Genomic DNA, 14,558 nt, shown 5'->3' with positions numbered 1-14,558 from the left:
GCTCCTCAGCCGGAGAGCCGCACCGGCATGATCAGGTACTTGTACGCGTCGTCCGCCTCGGCGTCCACGGCCGGCTTGCCCGAGAGCAGCGCGGGCTTGGTGGACGTCGTGAACGACAGCTGGGCGACCGGGGAGTCGATCGCGCTCAGACCGTCGAGCAGGAAGGTCGGGTTGAAGGCGATCGAGATGTCGTCGCCGTCCAGGTTGGCGTCCACCCTTTCCACAGCCTGTGCGTCGTCGCTGGAGCCGGCCTCCAGGATGAGCACGCCCTGCTCGAAGCTGAGCCGCACCGGGGTGTTGCGCTCGGCGACGAGGGCCACGCGCTTGACGGCCTCCACGAAGGGGGCGGTCTCGATGACGGCCACGGAGTTGAACTCCGTCGGGAACAGCGTGCGGTACTTCGGCAGGTCGCCCTCGAGAAGACGGGTGGTGGTGCGGCGGCCCGCGCCCTCGAAGCCGATGAGGCCCTCGCCCGCGCCGGAGCCGGCGAGCGCCAGCGTGACCGTGTCACCGCTCGTGAGCGCCTTGGCGGTGTCCAGGAGTGTCTTGGCGGGCACCAGGGCGACCGCGGAGGCCTCCGGGTCCTCCGGCTTCCACAGGAACTCGCGGACGGCGAAGCGGTAGCGGTCGGTGGACGCCAGCGTCACCGTGTCGCCCTCGATCTCGATGCGCACACCGGTGAGGACGGGCAGCGTGTCGTCACGGCCGGCCGCGATGGCCACCTGGGAGGCGGCAGCGGCGAAGACCTCACCCGGGACGGTGCCCGTGGCGGTCGGCATCTGCGGCAGCGCCGGGTACTCCTCCACAGGAAGCGTGTGGAGTGTGAATCGCGAGGAGCCGCAGACGACGGTCGCTCGTACACCGTCTGTGGAGATCTCCACCGGACGGTTGGGCAGAGCGCGGCAGATGTCGGCGAGCAGGCGACCGGAGACGAGCACCGTGCCTTCCTCGTCGATCTCCGCGTCCACCGATACGCGTGCCGAGACTTCGTAGTCGAAGCTCGACAGGCTGAGTGCGCCCTCCTCGGCCTTCAGGAGAAGGCCGGCGAGGACGGGCGCAGGCGGTCGTGCCGGAAGGCTGCGCGCCGCCCAGGCCACCGCCTCCGCGAGTACGTCGCGTTCCACCCGGATCTTCACTTAAGCCGCCTCCTGCAGTTGCTGGCTGCTCTCGCCCTGCTTGGTCTTCGGTCTTCGGTCTGCCATCTGCGTCGGCAGACGTGGTGTCGCTCGGCCCACTGCTGGGGAGAACACCGGGGACCAGTCTGACGCACGGCACTGACAGTCGTTGCCTGCCTCGGTCAAGTCGTGCCGGACCGAGGGCGAGGTGCCGAGAGCGAGTTGTGCACAGCCCCCGCTTCGAGACGAATTCCCAGCTCTTACTAGTTGGTCTTAGTAGTAGGGGCTGTGGAAAGCGTGGATAACCTCTAAAGCGCAGGTCAGAGGCGGTTTTTTGTCCACCGGGCCTGTGGGCCGGAGCGGTGGACAACCGGCCTCCGCTGTGGACGGCGGAAAGTTCTGCACACTCGATGCACAGGCTGGGGTGACTTCTCCCCAGCGCCGTCCCCAGCTTTACCCAGGTTCTCCCCAGCCCAACCGACCACCTTGGTGTGACGCCTTTCACTCGCGGAGATGAGATGGCGCGTTGCGTTGCCGAACAGTGGACAGCCGTGTGGAGAAGCTCTTGATCGCTGTGCACAACGGTCGCGAGCCTGTGGGTTGCCAGTGGACAACGTCATGCACAGCCTGTGGAGAAAAAATCTCTCCACAGGCTGTGGAGAGAACTTTTCCACGAATCCACAGCCGCCTGACCTGGTGTGATGCCCTGCCGTCGTGGAGTGCTGTGGATGCAGTCTGGACAACTTCCCGGTCCCCAGGGTGTGGATCGCAAAAACCTGCCAGATCTGTGGAGAACACCCGTAACGCGGCGGGGAATCGAACACCGGTTGAGCGCGAGGTGTCTTCGAAGCGGTGGCCGACCCGGCTGCGACCCCGCCCCGAAGGCACGGAAAAGGGCGCTCCGGGAGTCGTTCCCGAAGCGCCCTGCGGGTCGTAACCGGGCTGCTGTCAGCCGTTCTTGATGCGGTTGGTGAGCTCGGTGACCTGGTTGTAGATGGAGCGGCGCTCGGCCATCAGCGCGCGGATCTTGCGGTCCGCGTGCATCACGGTCGTGTGGTCGCGGCCGCCGAACTGGGCGCCGATCTTCGGCAGCGAGAGGTCGGTCAGCTCACGGCACAGGTACATCGCGATCTGCCGGGCCGTCACCAGGACGCGGCTGCGGGAAGATCCGCAGAGGTCCTCCACGGTGAGACCGAAGTAGTCCGCGGTCGCCGCCATGATGGCCGAGGCCGTGATCTCGGGAGCGGCGTCCTCGCCACCGGGGATCAGGTCCTTGAGGACGATCTCCGTAAGTCCCAGGTCCACGGGCTGTCGATTGAGTGACGCGAACGCCGTGACGCGGATCAACGCCCCTTCCAGCTCACGGATGTTGCGCGAGATGCGGGAGGCGATGAACTCGAGCACTTCCGGAGGCGCGTTGAGCTGCTCCTGCACCGCCTTCTTACGAAGGATGGCGATACGGGTCTCGAGCTCCGGCGGCTGGACGTCCGTGATCAGGCCCCACTCGAACCGGTTGCGCAGCCGGTCCTCCAGCGTCACCAGCTGCTTGGGCGGCCGGTCACTGGACAGCACGATCTGCTTGTTCGCGTTGTGGAGCGTGTTGAAGGTGTGGAAGAACTCCTCCTGCGTCGACTCCTTGTCCGCGAGGAACTGGATGTCGTCGACGAGCAGGATGTCCATCTCGCGGTACCGCTTGCGGAAGGAGTCGCCCTTGCCGTCGCGGATCGAGTTGATGAACTCGTTGGTGAACTCCTCGGAGCTCACGTACCGCACACGCGTACCCGGGTACAGGCTGCGCGCGTAGTGCCCGATGGCGTGCAGCAGGTGCGTCTTGCCGAGGCCCGACTCCCCATAGATGAACAGGGGGTTGTACGCCTTGGCGGGTGCTTCGGCGACGGCGACCGCGGCCGCGTGCGCGAAGCGGTTCGACGCGCCGATCACGAACGTGTCGAAGAGGTATTTGGGATTCAGGCGTGCCGTCGGTTCACCGGGGCCGGTCGCCGGCGCGGGCTGGGCCGCCAGGGGGCCGGGCGCTCCACTGGGCACGCCACGGTTGCCGTGCCCGCCGGGGCCGTGCCCGCCGTCCTGGGGAGGACGGCCGCCCATCGCGGGCTTGCCGGGCTCACGGCGCTGCGGCCGCTCACGCGAAGGCTCGTAGGAACCGCGCTCCTCATAGGACGACCGCTCTTCATAAGAAGAGCGGTCCTCGTAGGAGCGGTCTTCATAAGGTCGGTCTTCGTAAGAAGAGCGGTCCTCGTAGGAGGAACGGTCCTCATAAGAGGGGCGGTCCTCATAGGAGGGGCGCCCGTCCCCCTTCTGCTCGTACGGGGGGCGCTCCTGCTGTTGGTCGTAGCGGCCGCGCTCCTGCTCGTACGACTGCTGCTGGTCGTACGACTGCTGCTGGTCGTAGGGCGACCTTTCCTGCTGCCGGTAGTCGTGCTGCGGCTGCTGTGTGGGCGCCGCGTACGGGTCCCGCTCAGGGAAGCCGAGCCGGGGCTGCTGCCAGTTGTACTCGTCCTGCTGCGGACGCGGCCAGGCGCCCGGCTCGGGGCGCTGGTAGTCCGGGTAGGCGGGCCGGGCGGTCGGAAGCTGGTCGGGGCGGGGGGCCGGGGGCTGTTCGGTCCGCGGGCCCTGGCCGTGCTCGTCGGCGCCGCGGCGCTCGTAGCCCTCGTACGCCGGCGGGGGCGTGGGCGCGGGGGCGGGCGGCTCGCCCACGGAGTCGTCGACGGTGATCGCGATCCGGATGGGGCGGCCGCACTCGCGGCTGAGGGTCTCGCTGACGACCGGGGCCAGCCGGCCCTCGAGTACGCCCTTGGCGAATTCGTTCGGCACGGCGAGCAGCGCGGTGTCGGCGACGAGTGCCAACGGCTGACAGCGCCGGATCCAGTGCTCGTCCTTCGTCTCGACGCCCTGCCCGCGGCCTTCCCCGAGGAGTTGCTCCAGAACTCGTGGCCACACTGCGGCAAGATCGGCAGGTACGTCAGCCACAGGGCACGCTCTCTCGCTGGTCCCACGAACGTGTGATTCCTGGGACGGATCGGGAAGAAAATCGGGTGGGGCGGTGAGAAGGGAACGAATCGGAGTTCAGCCACGGTAGTCAGCGCGACCGCTGCGGTTCAAGTTGTTGTCCCCAGCCTGTGGACAGTGTCCCCCGCATGACGTCGGTTTGACCGGATGGCGTAGCCGCGCGTACCGTGACCAGGTCGAGTTGTCGATGGCTGCTGCCGCCTGCCTCCGATGGGCAAGGTCACGATCCACAGTTCTTGCGGACCGTGTAGCGGTGCACTCGGGCGTATTCGCGAGCTACTCGTGGGCGCACGGTGACAGCCAGGCGATGTCCCGCCACCACACGTTTTTCAGGAGCCCCCGAGTGAGCAAGCGCACCTTCCAGCCGAACAACCGTCGTCGTGCCAAGACCCACGGCTTCCGCCTTCGCATGCGGACCCGCGCCGGTCGTGCGATTCTCGCCAACCGTCGTGGCAAGGGTCGCGCCAGCCTGTCCGCCTGATCTCGTAATCAGGTCATGACGTGCTGCCTACCGAGTATCGGCTGAGGCGGCGCGAAGACTTCGCGACCGCGGTACGCCGGGGACGTCGGGCCGGACGCCCGCTTCTCGTCGTTCACCTACGTAGCGGTTCAACGGACCCGCACGCGCCCAGGGAGACTCTCTCCCCGCCGCGTGCGGGTTTCGTCGTGAGCAAGGCCGTGGGTGGCGCCGTCGTACGGAACGCGGTGAAGCGCAGACTTCGGCACCTCATGCGAGACCGGGTGGCTTTGTTGCCCCCAGGTAGCCTGGTAGTCGTACGTGCGTTGCCCGGAGCGGGCGACGCGACCCACGCACAGCTGGCCCGAGACCTGGATGCCGCCCTTCAGCGGTTGCTGGGAGGGGGCGCGCGATGAAGTACCCACTGCTTGCCTTGATCAAGATCTACCAGTGGACCATCAGTCCATTGCTGGGTCCGGTGTGCAAGTACTACCCGTCGTGCTCCCACTACGGCTTCACCGCCATCGACCGGCACGGGGCGGTCAAGGGAACAGCGCTCACCGCCTGGCGGATCCTTCGGTGCAATCCGTGGTCGCTGGGCGGGGTCGACTATGTTCCGCCACGCAAGCGTCCGCGCTGGCACGAGATGCTGCGCGAGGCATGGCGCGGGGACAAAAAAACGGCCCCCGCCGTTGAGGGCGACAGCCCCTCTGCACAGGACAATAAGTCCGGAGCGACTTCGCCCAACGCCCAAGGAGCCTGATCAGGGACATGATTTCCGATATCGTCAACGCTGTATCAGGCGTTTTCGCGTTCCTCACGACCCCGGTGTCGTGGGTCATCGTCCAGTTCCACACGGTCTACGGGGCGATCTTCGGCCCTGATACCGGCTGGGCCTGGGGCCTGTCGATCGTGTCCCTGGTGGTCCTGATCCGGATCTGCCTGATCCCGCTCTTCGTGAAGCAGATCAAGTCGACCCGGAACATGCAGCTGCTCCAGCCTCAGATGAAGGCGATCCAGGAGCGCTACAAGAACGACAAGCAGCGTCAGTCCGAAGAGATGATGAAGCTGTACAAGGAGACGGGTACCAACCCGCTCTCCTCGTGCCTTCCGATTCTCGTGCAGTCGCCGTTCTTCTTCGCCCTGTACCACGTGCTCGCGGCCATCGCCGAGGGCAAGACCATCGGCGTCATCAACCAGTCGCTCCTGGACAGCGCCCAGAAGGCGCACATCTTCGGTGCTCCGCTGGCCGCCAAGTTCACGGACAGCGCCGCCGAGGTCCAGGCCATGGGCGCGTCGCTGACCGACGTCCGCGTGGTCACCGCGGTCATGATCATCATGATGTCGGCGTCGCAGTTCTACACGCAGCGCCAGCTGATGACGAAGAACGTCGACCTGACGGTGAAGACGCCGTTCATGCAGCAGCAGAAGATGCTGATGTACGTCTTCCCGCTGATCTTCCTCTTCATGGGCATCAACTTCCCCGTCGGTGTCCTCGTCTACTGGCTGACCACCAACGTGTGGACCATGGGCCAGCAGATGTACGTGATCAGCCGGAACCCCACGCCGGGCTCCAAGGCCCAGGCGAAGATGCTCGAGGGTCTGCAGAAGCACGTCGTCGAGCACAGCGCCACGAGGAACAAGCGCGAGCGGAACATCGTCAAGGCGATCGTCGCCAAGGGCCGCGACCGCAACGAGTACGAGCGCAAGTTCATCAACGGGCTGAGCAAGGCCGGCCTCGCGGCCCAGGCCGACGGCACCGTGGCCAAGGGCTCCGCTACGGAGGAGCTGGACGAGGACGGTCTGCCGAAGGGCACCCCGAAGCGCCAGCAGCCCAAGCGTCAGTCCAAGTCTCAGCGCCAGTCCGGTGGCTCGACGGCGAAGGACGACTCCTCCTCCGAGGGGAAGACCTCGCTGGAGAAGCAGGACGAGCCGGAGGACGCGAAGCCGCAGTCCAAGGCCAAGCAGTCCGGTGGCGCCAAGCCCGCGGGCGGCTCGCAGCAGCGCAGCAAGGCCAAGTCCGGGCAGCGCAAGGGCGGCCCGCAGCGGCCGAAGTCCCCGTCCAAGAAGTAAGACCTCGACGTAAGACGTTGGCGCAAGCCTTGACGCAAGAAGGAGCCCATCCCGTGACGGAAGGCACCACCGCCGCTGCTGAGGCTGGCGACACCCTGACCCGCCTCGAGCAGGAGGGTGAGATCGCCGCGGACTACCTTGAGGGTCTGCTGGACATCGCCGACCTCGACGGCGACATCGACATGGACGTGGAGGCCGACCGGGCCGCCGTATCCATCGTCAGCGACGTGAGCAGCCGCGATCTTCAGAAGCTGGTCGGCCGCGACGGGGAGGTCCTCGAGGCGCTCCAGGAGCTGACCCGCCTCGCGGTGCACCGGGAGACCGGGGACCGCAGCCGCCTGATGCTGGACATCGCCGGCTACCGCGCGAAGAAGCGCGCCGAGCTCAGCGAGCAGGGCGCCAAGGCCGCGGCCGAGGTGAAGAGCACCGGCGAGCCGGTCAAGATGAACCCGATGACGCCCTTCGAGCGCAAGGTCGTGCACGACGCCATCAAGGCGGCCGGCCTGCGCAGTGAGTCCGAGGGCGAGGAGCCGCAGCGCTTCGTCGTCGTGCTTCCTGCCTGATCGGCAGCACACGTCGCCTTCCGGCCCCGTCTGTTTCGCAGGCGGGGCCGATCTTTGTCAGCCTGTTAGTCAGCCACTTACTGCGGTAGAGCGGTACGGAAGGACGGTTCCCGTGACGGAGGCAGCAGAACTCCCCCCGGCCCCGGAGCAGGCCCGGGCGGTATTCGGGGAGCGCTTCCCGGACGCGGTCCGGTACGCGGAGCTTCTCGCTGACGCGGGAGTACAGCGCGGCCTCATCGGCCCTCGCGAGGTGCCGCGTCTGTGGGAGCGGCACATCCTGAACTGTGCCGTGCTCTCCGAGGTGGTCCCCGAAGGCGTCACCGTGTGCGACGTCGGTTCGGGTGCGGGTCTGCCGGGCATTCCGCTCGCTCTCGTCCGCCCCGACCTCAAGATCACTCTGCTGGAGCCGTTGCTCCGTCGTACGACCTTCCTGACGGAGGTCGTCGAGCTGCTCGGGCTCGACCATGTGACCGTCGTGCGGGGGCGGGCCGAGGAGGTCCTCGGCAAGCTGACTCCCGTGCATGTGGTCACCGCTCGCGCCGTGGCCCCGCTGGACCGGCTGGCCGCGTGGGGCGTTCCGTTGCTCCGGCCGTACGGGGAGATGCTGGCGCTCAAGGGCGACACGGCGGAGGAAGAGCTCAAGAGCGCGGCCACCGCCCTGAGCAAGCTCGGCGCGGTGGAGACATCGGTGCTGCACGTCGGCGAGGGCGTCGTGGACCCCCTGTCGACCGTCGTGCGCGTAGAGGTCGGGGAGAGCCCCGGCGGTGTGCGTTTCGCGGCGAAGCGCGCCAAGGCGGCTCGCACGGGACGTGCCCGGCGCAGGCGCTGACGACCCGCAGTACTCCAGAAAAGCTGTCAAACGTACCCATCTCGGGGTGTCGCGCGGGAGCGCATCGCGCTGCGGTGCATCGTGTTTCACGTGAAACGTCGCTCACTGCTGCAGGGCATCATCAGTCGTGGCCGCGCGGCGGCCGCTCCCCGCGACCGGAAACCCCTCGGGTCCCTCGATACGGACACGGAGTTGTCCACAGAGGGGGATTCGTCCACAGAAGCACGGGCCTCGCTGGTTCTCGACCCCGAAGGCATGGGAGGCTCTGTTCATTGCGAGCCTGAAGTCGAGGAGAGTGAATCCTTGCGGTCCGACGCCAACATCGCGGGACCGATGACCGATCCGGTCCCCGGTCCCCGTACCGAATCGGTGGGAGAGGATGTTTCACGTGAAACGCCGCCCCCGATGGACGACACACCCATCGGTCGTGCTGCCCAACTGGCAGTAGAAGCTCTTGGTCGTGCGGGCGAGGGCCTGCCACGACCTGAGCAGACCCGCGTCATGGTGGTGGCCAACCAGAAGGGCGGGGTCGGTAAGACCACGACAACGGTCAACCTTGCCGCCTCACTTGCGCTGCACGGCGCGCGCGTCCTGGTGGTGGACCTGGACCCGCAGGGCAACGCCTCAACGGCTCTGGGCGTCGACCACCACTCCGAAGTGCCCTCCGTCTACGACGTGTTGGTCGACAGCAGGCCGCTCTCCGAAGTCGTCCAGCCTGTCCCCGACGTGGAAGGCCTCTTCTGCGCACCGGCCACCATCGATCTCGCCGGTGCGGAGATCGAGCTGGTCTCTCTGGTCGCGCGGGAGAGCCGACTGCAGCGCGCCATCCAGGCGTACGAGCAGCCGCTGGACTACATCCTCATTGACTGCCCGCCGTCGCTCGGCCTTCTGACGATCAACGCCATGGTCGCCGGGGCGGAAGTACTGATTCCGATCCAGTGCGAGTACTACGCACTGGAGGGCCTCGGACAGCTTCTACGGAATGTGGATCTCGTGCGTGGGCACCTCAACCCCGCCCTGCACGTGTCTACGATCCTGCTCACGATGTACGACGGGCGGACTCGGCTGGCGTCCCAGGTCGCAGACGAAGTCCGCAACCACTTCGCCGGCGAGGTCCTTCGGACGAGCATTCCGCGCTCGGTGCGTATTTCGGAGGCCCCGAGCTATGGGCAGACCGTGTTGACCTACGATCCAGGGTCGAGCGGGGCACTCTCCTACCTCGAAGCGGCACGAGAGATGGCGCTTCGCGGAGTCGGGATTCACTACGAGGCCCCGAATGCCCACACGGGCACTCAACTTGACCAGCAGAGTACGTCGGAGGGGATTCAGTGAGCGATCGACGGAGGGGACTTGGCCGAGGACTCGGCGCGCTGATCCCGGCTGCCCCCACACCAGAGAAGACGGGCCCGGCCACTCAGGCGGGAGGGGCGTCGACGTCTCCTGCCTCGGTGCCGGTGCTGACGACCGAGCGTGGAGTGGCGGCCGCCAAGGTGGCCGCGCTGTCGCAGCCGCCTGTTTCACGGGAAACCGAGGAGTCGGCGGACACGGCAGCTGACGCCTTCGAGCGTCCCGCGGGGGCGCACTTCGCCGAGCTGCCGATCGACACCATCACGCCCAACCCGCGCCAGCCGCGTGAGGTGTTCGACGAGGACGCTCTCGCCGAGCTCGTCACGTCCATCAAGGAAGTCGGCCTGCTGCAGCCTGTCGTCGTGCGACAGGTGGGGGCCGGCAACTACGAGCTCATCATGGGCGAGCGGCGCTGGAGGGCCTGTCGCGAGGCAGGGCTCGAGCGCATCCCGGCCATCGTGCGTGCCACGGACGACGAGAAGCTCCTTCTCGACGCGCTCCTGGAGAACCTGCACCGTGCGCAGCTGAACCCGCTGGAAGAGGCTGCCGCCTACGACCAGCTGCTCAAGGACTTCAACTGCACGCACGACCAGCTGGCCGACCGGATCGGCCGGTCCCGCCCGCAGGTGTCCAACACGCTGCGCCTGCTGAAGCTTTCGCCGGCCGTCCAGCGCCGGGTGGCTGCGGGTGTGCTGTCGGCAGGGCATGCGCGTGCGCTGCTCTCCGTCGAGGACTCCGAGGAGCAGGACCGGCTGGCCCACCGCATCGTCGCCGAGGGGCTCTCGGTGCGGGCCGTCGAGGAGATCGTGACCCTCATGGGCTCGGGTCCCAAGAGCAACGCACGGGCCAAGGGGCCGCGGGCCGGCACCCGGGTCTCCCCGGCACTGAGCGATCTCGCCACGCGGCTCTCGGACCGCTTCGAGACGCGGGTGAAGGTCGACCTGGGGCAGAAGAAGGGCAAGATCGTCGTCGAATTCGCCTCGATGGACGACCTGTCGCGCATCCTTGGCTCCCTCGCTCCCGGCGAGGGACCCGTGCTCCAGAACGGTCTCCCCGAGGAGACGGACGGCGACGAACAGGACTGATCGCCGCCCTCGATGAACAGAGAGCGGGTCGTGTTCCGGTGTGTACCGGAACACGACCCGCTCTTTGCTTGTCTACGGTATCGAGCGCATCGCAACGTGGTTACGATGCGACGGGAAGAGCGCATCCGCCCGGCGGCACCTCATACAGGAGGCGGGTCATGCGATCGGTGAGTCGCACCGGACTGATGACCGCAGGTCTCGGCCTGGGAGCGGTCGGCGGGTTCGTCGGCAGCCTGCTCAGGGAACGGAGCGCTCTGACGGCCGCCCGCGCAGCGGCGGGCGAAGGAAGCGAGGAACTGCCTTCATGGGGCGTCGGCTCGTACCGCTCACGCTGGACAACCTCCCGGACCTCCCCAATCGATGCCGTTCATGTGTCTTCTGGGAGCTGGACCCGGTCAGTGGCCAGGCCGCGGTAAAGGCGGGTACGCCCGAGCTGGAGAAGGAAGCGTGGATCTCCGCAGTCCTGCTGGAGTGGGGCTCCTGCGGACGCGTCGTCTACGTGGATGACGTTCCGGTCGGGTTCGTGCTCTACGCGCCCCCCGCCTACGTCCCGCGGTCCACTGCCTTCCCGACGAGTCCGGTGTCGCCCGACGCCGTTCAGCTCATGACGGCCTGGATCTCTCCCGACTATCAGGGACAGGGACTGGGTCGAGTCATCGTGCAGACCGTTGCGAAGGATCTGCTGCGCAGAGGCTTCAAGGCGATCGAGGCCTTTGGGGATGCTCAGTGGAACGGGCCTGCCTGTCTGCTTCCCGCGGACCATCTGCTGGCGGTCGGGTTCAAGACCGTGCGGCCCCACCCCTCGTATCCGCGGCTGCGTCTGGAACTGCGGACGACGCTGTCCTGGAAGGAAGACGTCGAGATGGCCCTGGACAGGCTTCTGGGAGCCGTACAGAAGGAACCGGCACTCCGGCCGCTGTGACCGACCGATGGACCCGCAGAACGGAAACGGGCCGACCCGGAGGGGTCGGCCCGTTCGTGTTTCACGTGAAACAACGACCGCCGTCTGTGAAACGGCGTCGCGTGACTATTCGGCGATGAAGTCCTCGAGGTCGCGCACGATGGCGGCCTTGGGCTTGGCACCGACGATGGTCTTGGCGACCTCGCCACCCTGGTACACGTTCAGGGTCGGGATCGACATGACGCCGTACTTGGCGGCCGTGCCCGGGTTCTCGTCGATGTTGAGCTTGACGACCTCGATCTTGTCACCGTGCTCGGCGGCGATGGCCTCGAGCGACGGCGCGATCTGGCGGCACGGACCGCACCAGGCGGCCCAGAAGTCGACCAGGACGGGCTTGTCGCTCTTCAGGACTGCCTCGTCGAAGGTGTCGTCCGTGACGTTCTTCAGGTTGCCGGCCACAGCAGGCTCCTCATTTCTTGGGGGTATTACGGGAGTGGAAGTTCGGGTCAGACGGTGGCGGTCTGGGTCTTCTCCGGCTCGGCGGCCTCGCCGTCGGAGAGCGAGGCCAGGAAGCGCTCGGCGTCCAGAGCGGCGGAGCAGCCGGTGCCGGCCGCCGTGATGGCCTGCCGGTAGGTGTGGTCCACGACGTCGCCGGCGCCGAAGACACCGGTGAGGTTCGTGCGGGTCGAGGGCGCCTCGACCTTCAGGTAGCCCTCGTCGTCCAGCTCGAGCTGGCCCTTGAAGAGCTCCGTGCGCGGGTCGTGGCCGATCGCGATGAACAGGCCGGTGACCGGGAGTTCGGAGGTCTCGCCCGTCTTCAGGTTGCGCAGCGTCAGGCCCTCGAGCTTCGGGTCGCCCTTGATCTCGGCGACCTCGCTGTCCCAGATGAACTTGATCTTCGGGTCGGCGAAGGCGCGCTCCTGCATCGCCTTCGAGGCGCGCAGGGTGTCGCGGCGGTGCACGATGGTCACGGACTTGGCGAAGCGCGAAAGGAAGGTGGCCTCCTCCATCGCGGTGTCGCCGCCGCCGATGACGGCGATGTCCTGGCCCTTGAAGAAGAAGCCGTCACAGGTCGCGCACCAGGAGACGCCGCGGCCGGAGAGCGCGTCCTCGTTCGGGAGGCCGAGCTTGCGGTGCTGCGAGCCGGTGGTGACGATGACGGCCTTCGCTCGGTGGACGGTGCCCGCGGTGTCCGTCACGGTCTTGATCTCGCCGCTCAGGTCGACGGCCACGACATCGTCGGGGACGAGCTCGGCGCCGAAGCGCTCGGCCTGGCCGCGCATGTTGTCCATGAGCTCGGGGCCCATGATGCCGTCCTGGAAACCGGGGAAGTTCTCCACGTCGGTCGTGTTCATCAGCGCGCCACCAGCGGTGACGGCGCCCTCGAACACGAGCGGCTTCAGCGACGCGCGCGCGGTGTAGAGCGCCGCCGTGTAGCCGGCGGGCCCGGAGCCGATGATGATCACGTTACGGACGTCGCTCACGGCTTGATTCCTCGTCTCTGCGGGACTGCTGCGTACTGCCAGGGGAGGCCATTCGGAGGACTCTCACCCCACCCAACGGATCCTACGGGGCATGCATTCCCGACGTGCCCGGCCACACCTAGCGAGTGCTCTTGGACATTCCGGAGCCGTGGTCGTAATCGTGCTTGTACAGCAGCGTGCCGGCTGAGGACGAGGACGAGCCGACACAGGAGGAATCGATGATGAAGGCCGTGACCTGGTGGGCCGGATCGGTCTTGTGGGGCAGCACGACGAGGTAGGCCTTCTTCCCTTCGTACGTGCCGGTCTCCGCGGCGAGGGGGTCCTCGTTCTGGTGGGTTCCGAGCTGGACGCAGGGGGGCACCGCGACGGCGCCCTTCTTCATCGGAGTCTTCGTCCCCTGCGTGCTGGGTCCCACTCCTTCCGTGCCGAATGTCGAGGATCCGAGCAGCGTCGTGACCTTCGTCTCCAACGTGTCCTTGGCGAAGGTCGAGGCGTTGGAGCTCTTTCCTGCGACAGGTGTGCCGCCCTCGTCGTTCTGGATGAGCAGGGCCCCCACACCGATCGCGGTGACTGTCAGTACGGCCCCGAGAACGGCACCGGTGCGCCTTCGACTGCCACGTGTCTTGCGGCCCGGGCCGGTGGCCCCGTGCGGATGTCCGGCAGGGCGGTCGGTCGCAGTCGATGTTTCACGTGAAACGGGCTCCGTTTCACGGCCGCCTTCGAAGGCCAGGGCGGCGTCGATCCGGCTGGCGATCTCCTCCGGCATACGCGGCGGAGCCGACACGGCGCCGAGCGTTCCCCGGATCTCCTCCAGGGACGCGAGGACATCGGCGCAGAGCGGGCAGCCGTCGAGGTGCTGCTGGACATCGGTCGAACGGGTGGGAGGCAGCAGTCCCTCGGCGAGGTCGGAGATCTCGGTGACCTCCGGGTGCTCTGCCGTGTCGGTCGTGGATGTCACGCTCGCCCACCTCCGCCCTTCACCGCAGCCGAATCGCCGGGTCCTGTCTCGTCGCGAGGTCCCGCTGCGGGTGGGACGGATGTCCCCTGCGCCCGGTTCCTTCCCAGGGTCGGGTTCTCGCCAGCTTGCTGATCTCCGACGTCGTTGCGGAGATGGGTCAGCAGGGGAAGCAGTTTGGCTCGGCCGCGCGCGCAGCGGCTCTTGACCGTGCCGGTCGGCACGTCGAGGATCTGTGCGGCCTCGGCGACCGGGTACCCCTGCATGTCGACGAGGACGAGGGCCGCCCGCTGCTCGCTGGGCAGGACCGAGAGCGCCTCCAGGAGCTGCCGGTGCAGATCGCCCCGCTCGACGGGGGCCTCCGCGGACTCGTGCGGCTCCAGGAGCTGGTCCAGGCGGTCGGCGTCGTCCACGGGCGCCGTCTTGCGTGAGGCCATCTTGCGGGCCCGGTCCAGGCACGCGTTGACCGTGATGCGGTGCAACCAGGTCGTCACCGCGGACTGGCCGCGGAAGGTGTGGGCGGCGCGATAGGCCGAGACCAGTGCGTCCTGCACCGCGTCGGCGGCCTCCTCCCGGTCCCCCAGGGTCCGCAGGGCCACGGCCCAGAGGCGGTCGCGGTGACGTCGGACGAGCTCACCAAAGGCGTCCTTGTCACCCGCGACATGACGGGCGAGGAGGTCCTGATCGTTTACTTCGCCATAGACGTCGTCCACTGTCGAACC

15 protein-coding genes are annotated in these 14,558 nt (G+C 67.4%); 9 read left to right on the top strand and 6 right to left on the bottom strand.

The window, feature by feature from the left end:
* Positions 1–5: 5 nt before the first annotated feature.
* Together dnaN and dnaA are read right to left on the bottom strand one after the other, a co-directional pair.
* Positions 6–1,136 (bottom strand): DNA polymerase III subunit beta, encoded by a 1,131-nt coding sequence (gene dnaN / locus ACNYS0_RS20790; RefSeq protein WP_326018482.1) that lies wholly within the window; start codon positions 1,134–1,136, stop codon positions 6–8.
* A gap of 927 nt (positions 1,137–2,063) precedes the next feature.
* Positions 2,064–4,103: a chromosomal replication initiator protein DnaA gene (gene dnaA / locus ACNYS0_RS20785; protein WP_422475678.1), complete on the bottom strand. Its 2,040-nt coding sequence runs from the start codon at positions 4,101–4,103 to the stop codon at positions 2,064–2,066.
* A gap of 382 nt (positions 4,104–4,485) precedes the next feature.
* Between dnaA and rpmH the strand changes: the two genes are divergently transcribed.
* The 9 genes from rpmH to ACNYS0_RS20740 all read left to right on the top strand — a co-directional run bounded on the left by rpmH (position 4,486) and on the right by ACNYS0_RS20740 (position 11,418).
* Positions 4,486–4,623, top strand: coding sequence for a 50S ribosomal protein L34 (rpmH, locus tag ACNYS0_RS20780; RefSeq protein WP_006381191.1), 138 nt, complete (start codon positions 4,486–4,488; stop codon positions 4,621–4,623).
* 20 nt (positions 4,624–4,643) lie between these two features.
* Positions 4,644–5,015 (top strand): ribonuclease P protein component, encoded by a 372-nt coding sequence (rnpA, locus tag ACNYS0_RS20775; RefSeq protein ID WP_351332263.1) that lies wholly within the window; start codon positions 4,644–4,646, stop codon positions 5,013–5,015.
* Positions 5,012–5,362, top strand: coding sequence for a membrane protein insertion efficiency factor YidD (gene yidD, locus ACNYS0_RS20770; protein WP_266711973.1), 351 nt, complete (start codon positions 5,012–5,014; stop codon positions 5,360–5,362). Before rnpA ends, yidD begins: the two co-directional genes overlap by 4 nt.
* Positions 5,363–5,370: 8 nt before the next feature.
* Positions 5,371–6,672, top strand: a complete 1,302-nt coding sequence (gene yidC, locus ACNYS0_RS20765) for a membrane protein insertase YidC (protein WP_422475676.1) — start codon at positions 5,371–5,373, stop codon at positions 6,670–6,672.
* A 53-nt stretch (positions 6,673–6,725) separates the two neighbouring features.
* Positions 6,726–7,235 carry a Jag family protein gene (locus tag ACNYS0_RS20760; protein WP_422408360.1) on the top strand — a complete coding sequence of 170 codons (510 nt, stop codon included), beginning with the start codon at positions 6,726–6,728 and terminating at the stop codon, positions 7,233–7,235.
* A 112-nt stretch (positions 7,236–7,347) separates the two neighbouring features.
* Positions 7,348–8,064, top strand: coding sequence for a 16S rRNA (guanine(527)-N(7))-methyltransferase RsmG (rsmG, locus tag ACNYS0_RS20755; protein WP_385759055.1), 717 nt, complete (start codon positions 7,348–7,350; stop codon positions 8,062–8,064).
* A 255-nt stretch (positions 8,065–8,319) separates the two neighbouring features.
* The gene (locus ACNYS0_RS20750) at positions 8,320–9,396 is read left to right on the top strand and encodes an AAA family ATPase (protein ID WP_422482739.1); all 1,077 of its coding nucleotides are present in this window, start codon (positions 8,320–8,322) and stop codon (positions 9,394–9,396) included.
* Complete coding sequence (locus tag ACNYS0_RS20745) at positions 9,393–10,496, top strand: ParB/RepB/Spo0J family partition protein (protein ID WP_422475674.1); 1,104 nt, start codon at positions 9,393–9,395, stop codon at positions 10,494–10,496. The genes ACNYS0_RS20750 and ACNYS0_RS20745 overlap by 4 nt, the downstream gene beginning before the upstream one ends.
* Positions 10,497–10,800: 304 nt before the next feature.
* Complete coding sequence (locus ACNYS0_RS20740) at positions 10,801–11,418, top strand: GNAT family N-acetyltransferase (protein WP_422475672.1); 618 nt, start codon at positions 10,801–10,803, stop codon at positions 11,416–11,418.
* 105 nt (positions 11,419–11,523) lie between these two features.
* Here ACNYS0_RS20740 and trxA read toward each other — a convergent pair whose 3' ends face one another.
* The 4 genes from trxA to sigM form a co-directional block, all read right to left on the bottom strand.
* Positions 11,524–11,856, bottom strand: coding sequence for a thioredoxin (gene trxA / locus ACNYS0_RS20735; RefSeq protein WP_306322698.1), 333 nt, complete (start codon positions 11,854–11,856; stop codon positions 11,524–11,526).
* 47 nt (positions 11,857–11,903) lie between these two features.
* Positions 11,904–12,881 (bottom strand): thioredoxin-disulfide reductase, encoded by a 978-nt coding sequence (trxB, locus tag ACNYS0_RS20730; protein ID WP_422475670.1) that lies wholly within the window; start codon positions 12,879–12,881, stop codon positions 11,904–11,906.
* Between the two features lie 118 nt (positions 12,882–12,999).
* Complete coding sequence (locus tag ACNYS0_RS20725; protein WP_422475668.1) at positions 13,000–13,839, bottom strand: anti-sigma factor family protein; 840 nt, start codon at positions 13,837–13,839, stop codon at positions 13,000–13,002.
* A complete protein-coding gene (sigM, locus tag ACNYS0_RS20720) occupies positions 13,836–14,549 on the bottom strand; it encodes an RNA polymerase sigma factor SigM (RefSeq protein WP_422475666.1) in 714 nt (237 codons plus the stop codon). Before sigM ends, ACNYS0_RS20725 begins: the two co-directional genes overlap by 4 nt.
* Positions 14,550–14,558: the final 9 nt, after the last annotated feature.

The organism is Streptomyces anthophorae, assembly GCF_049310305.1.
Taxonomy (GTDB): Bacteria; Actinomycetota; Actinomycetes; order Streptomycetales; family Streptomycetaceae; genus Streptomyces.
The sequence above is the reverse complement of the archived record's forward strand: the minus strand, read 5'-3'. Positions and strand labels throughout refer to the sequence as shown.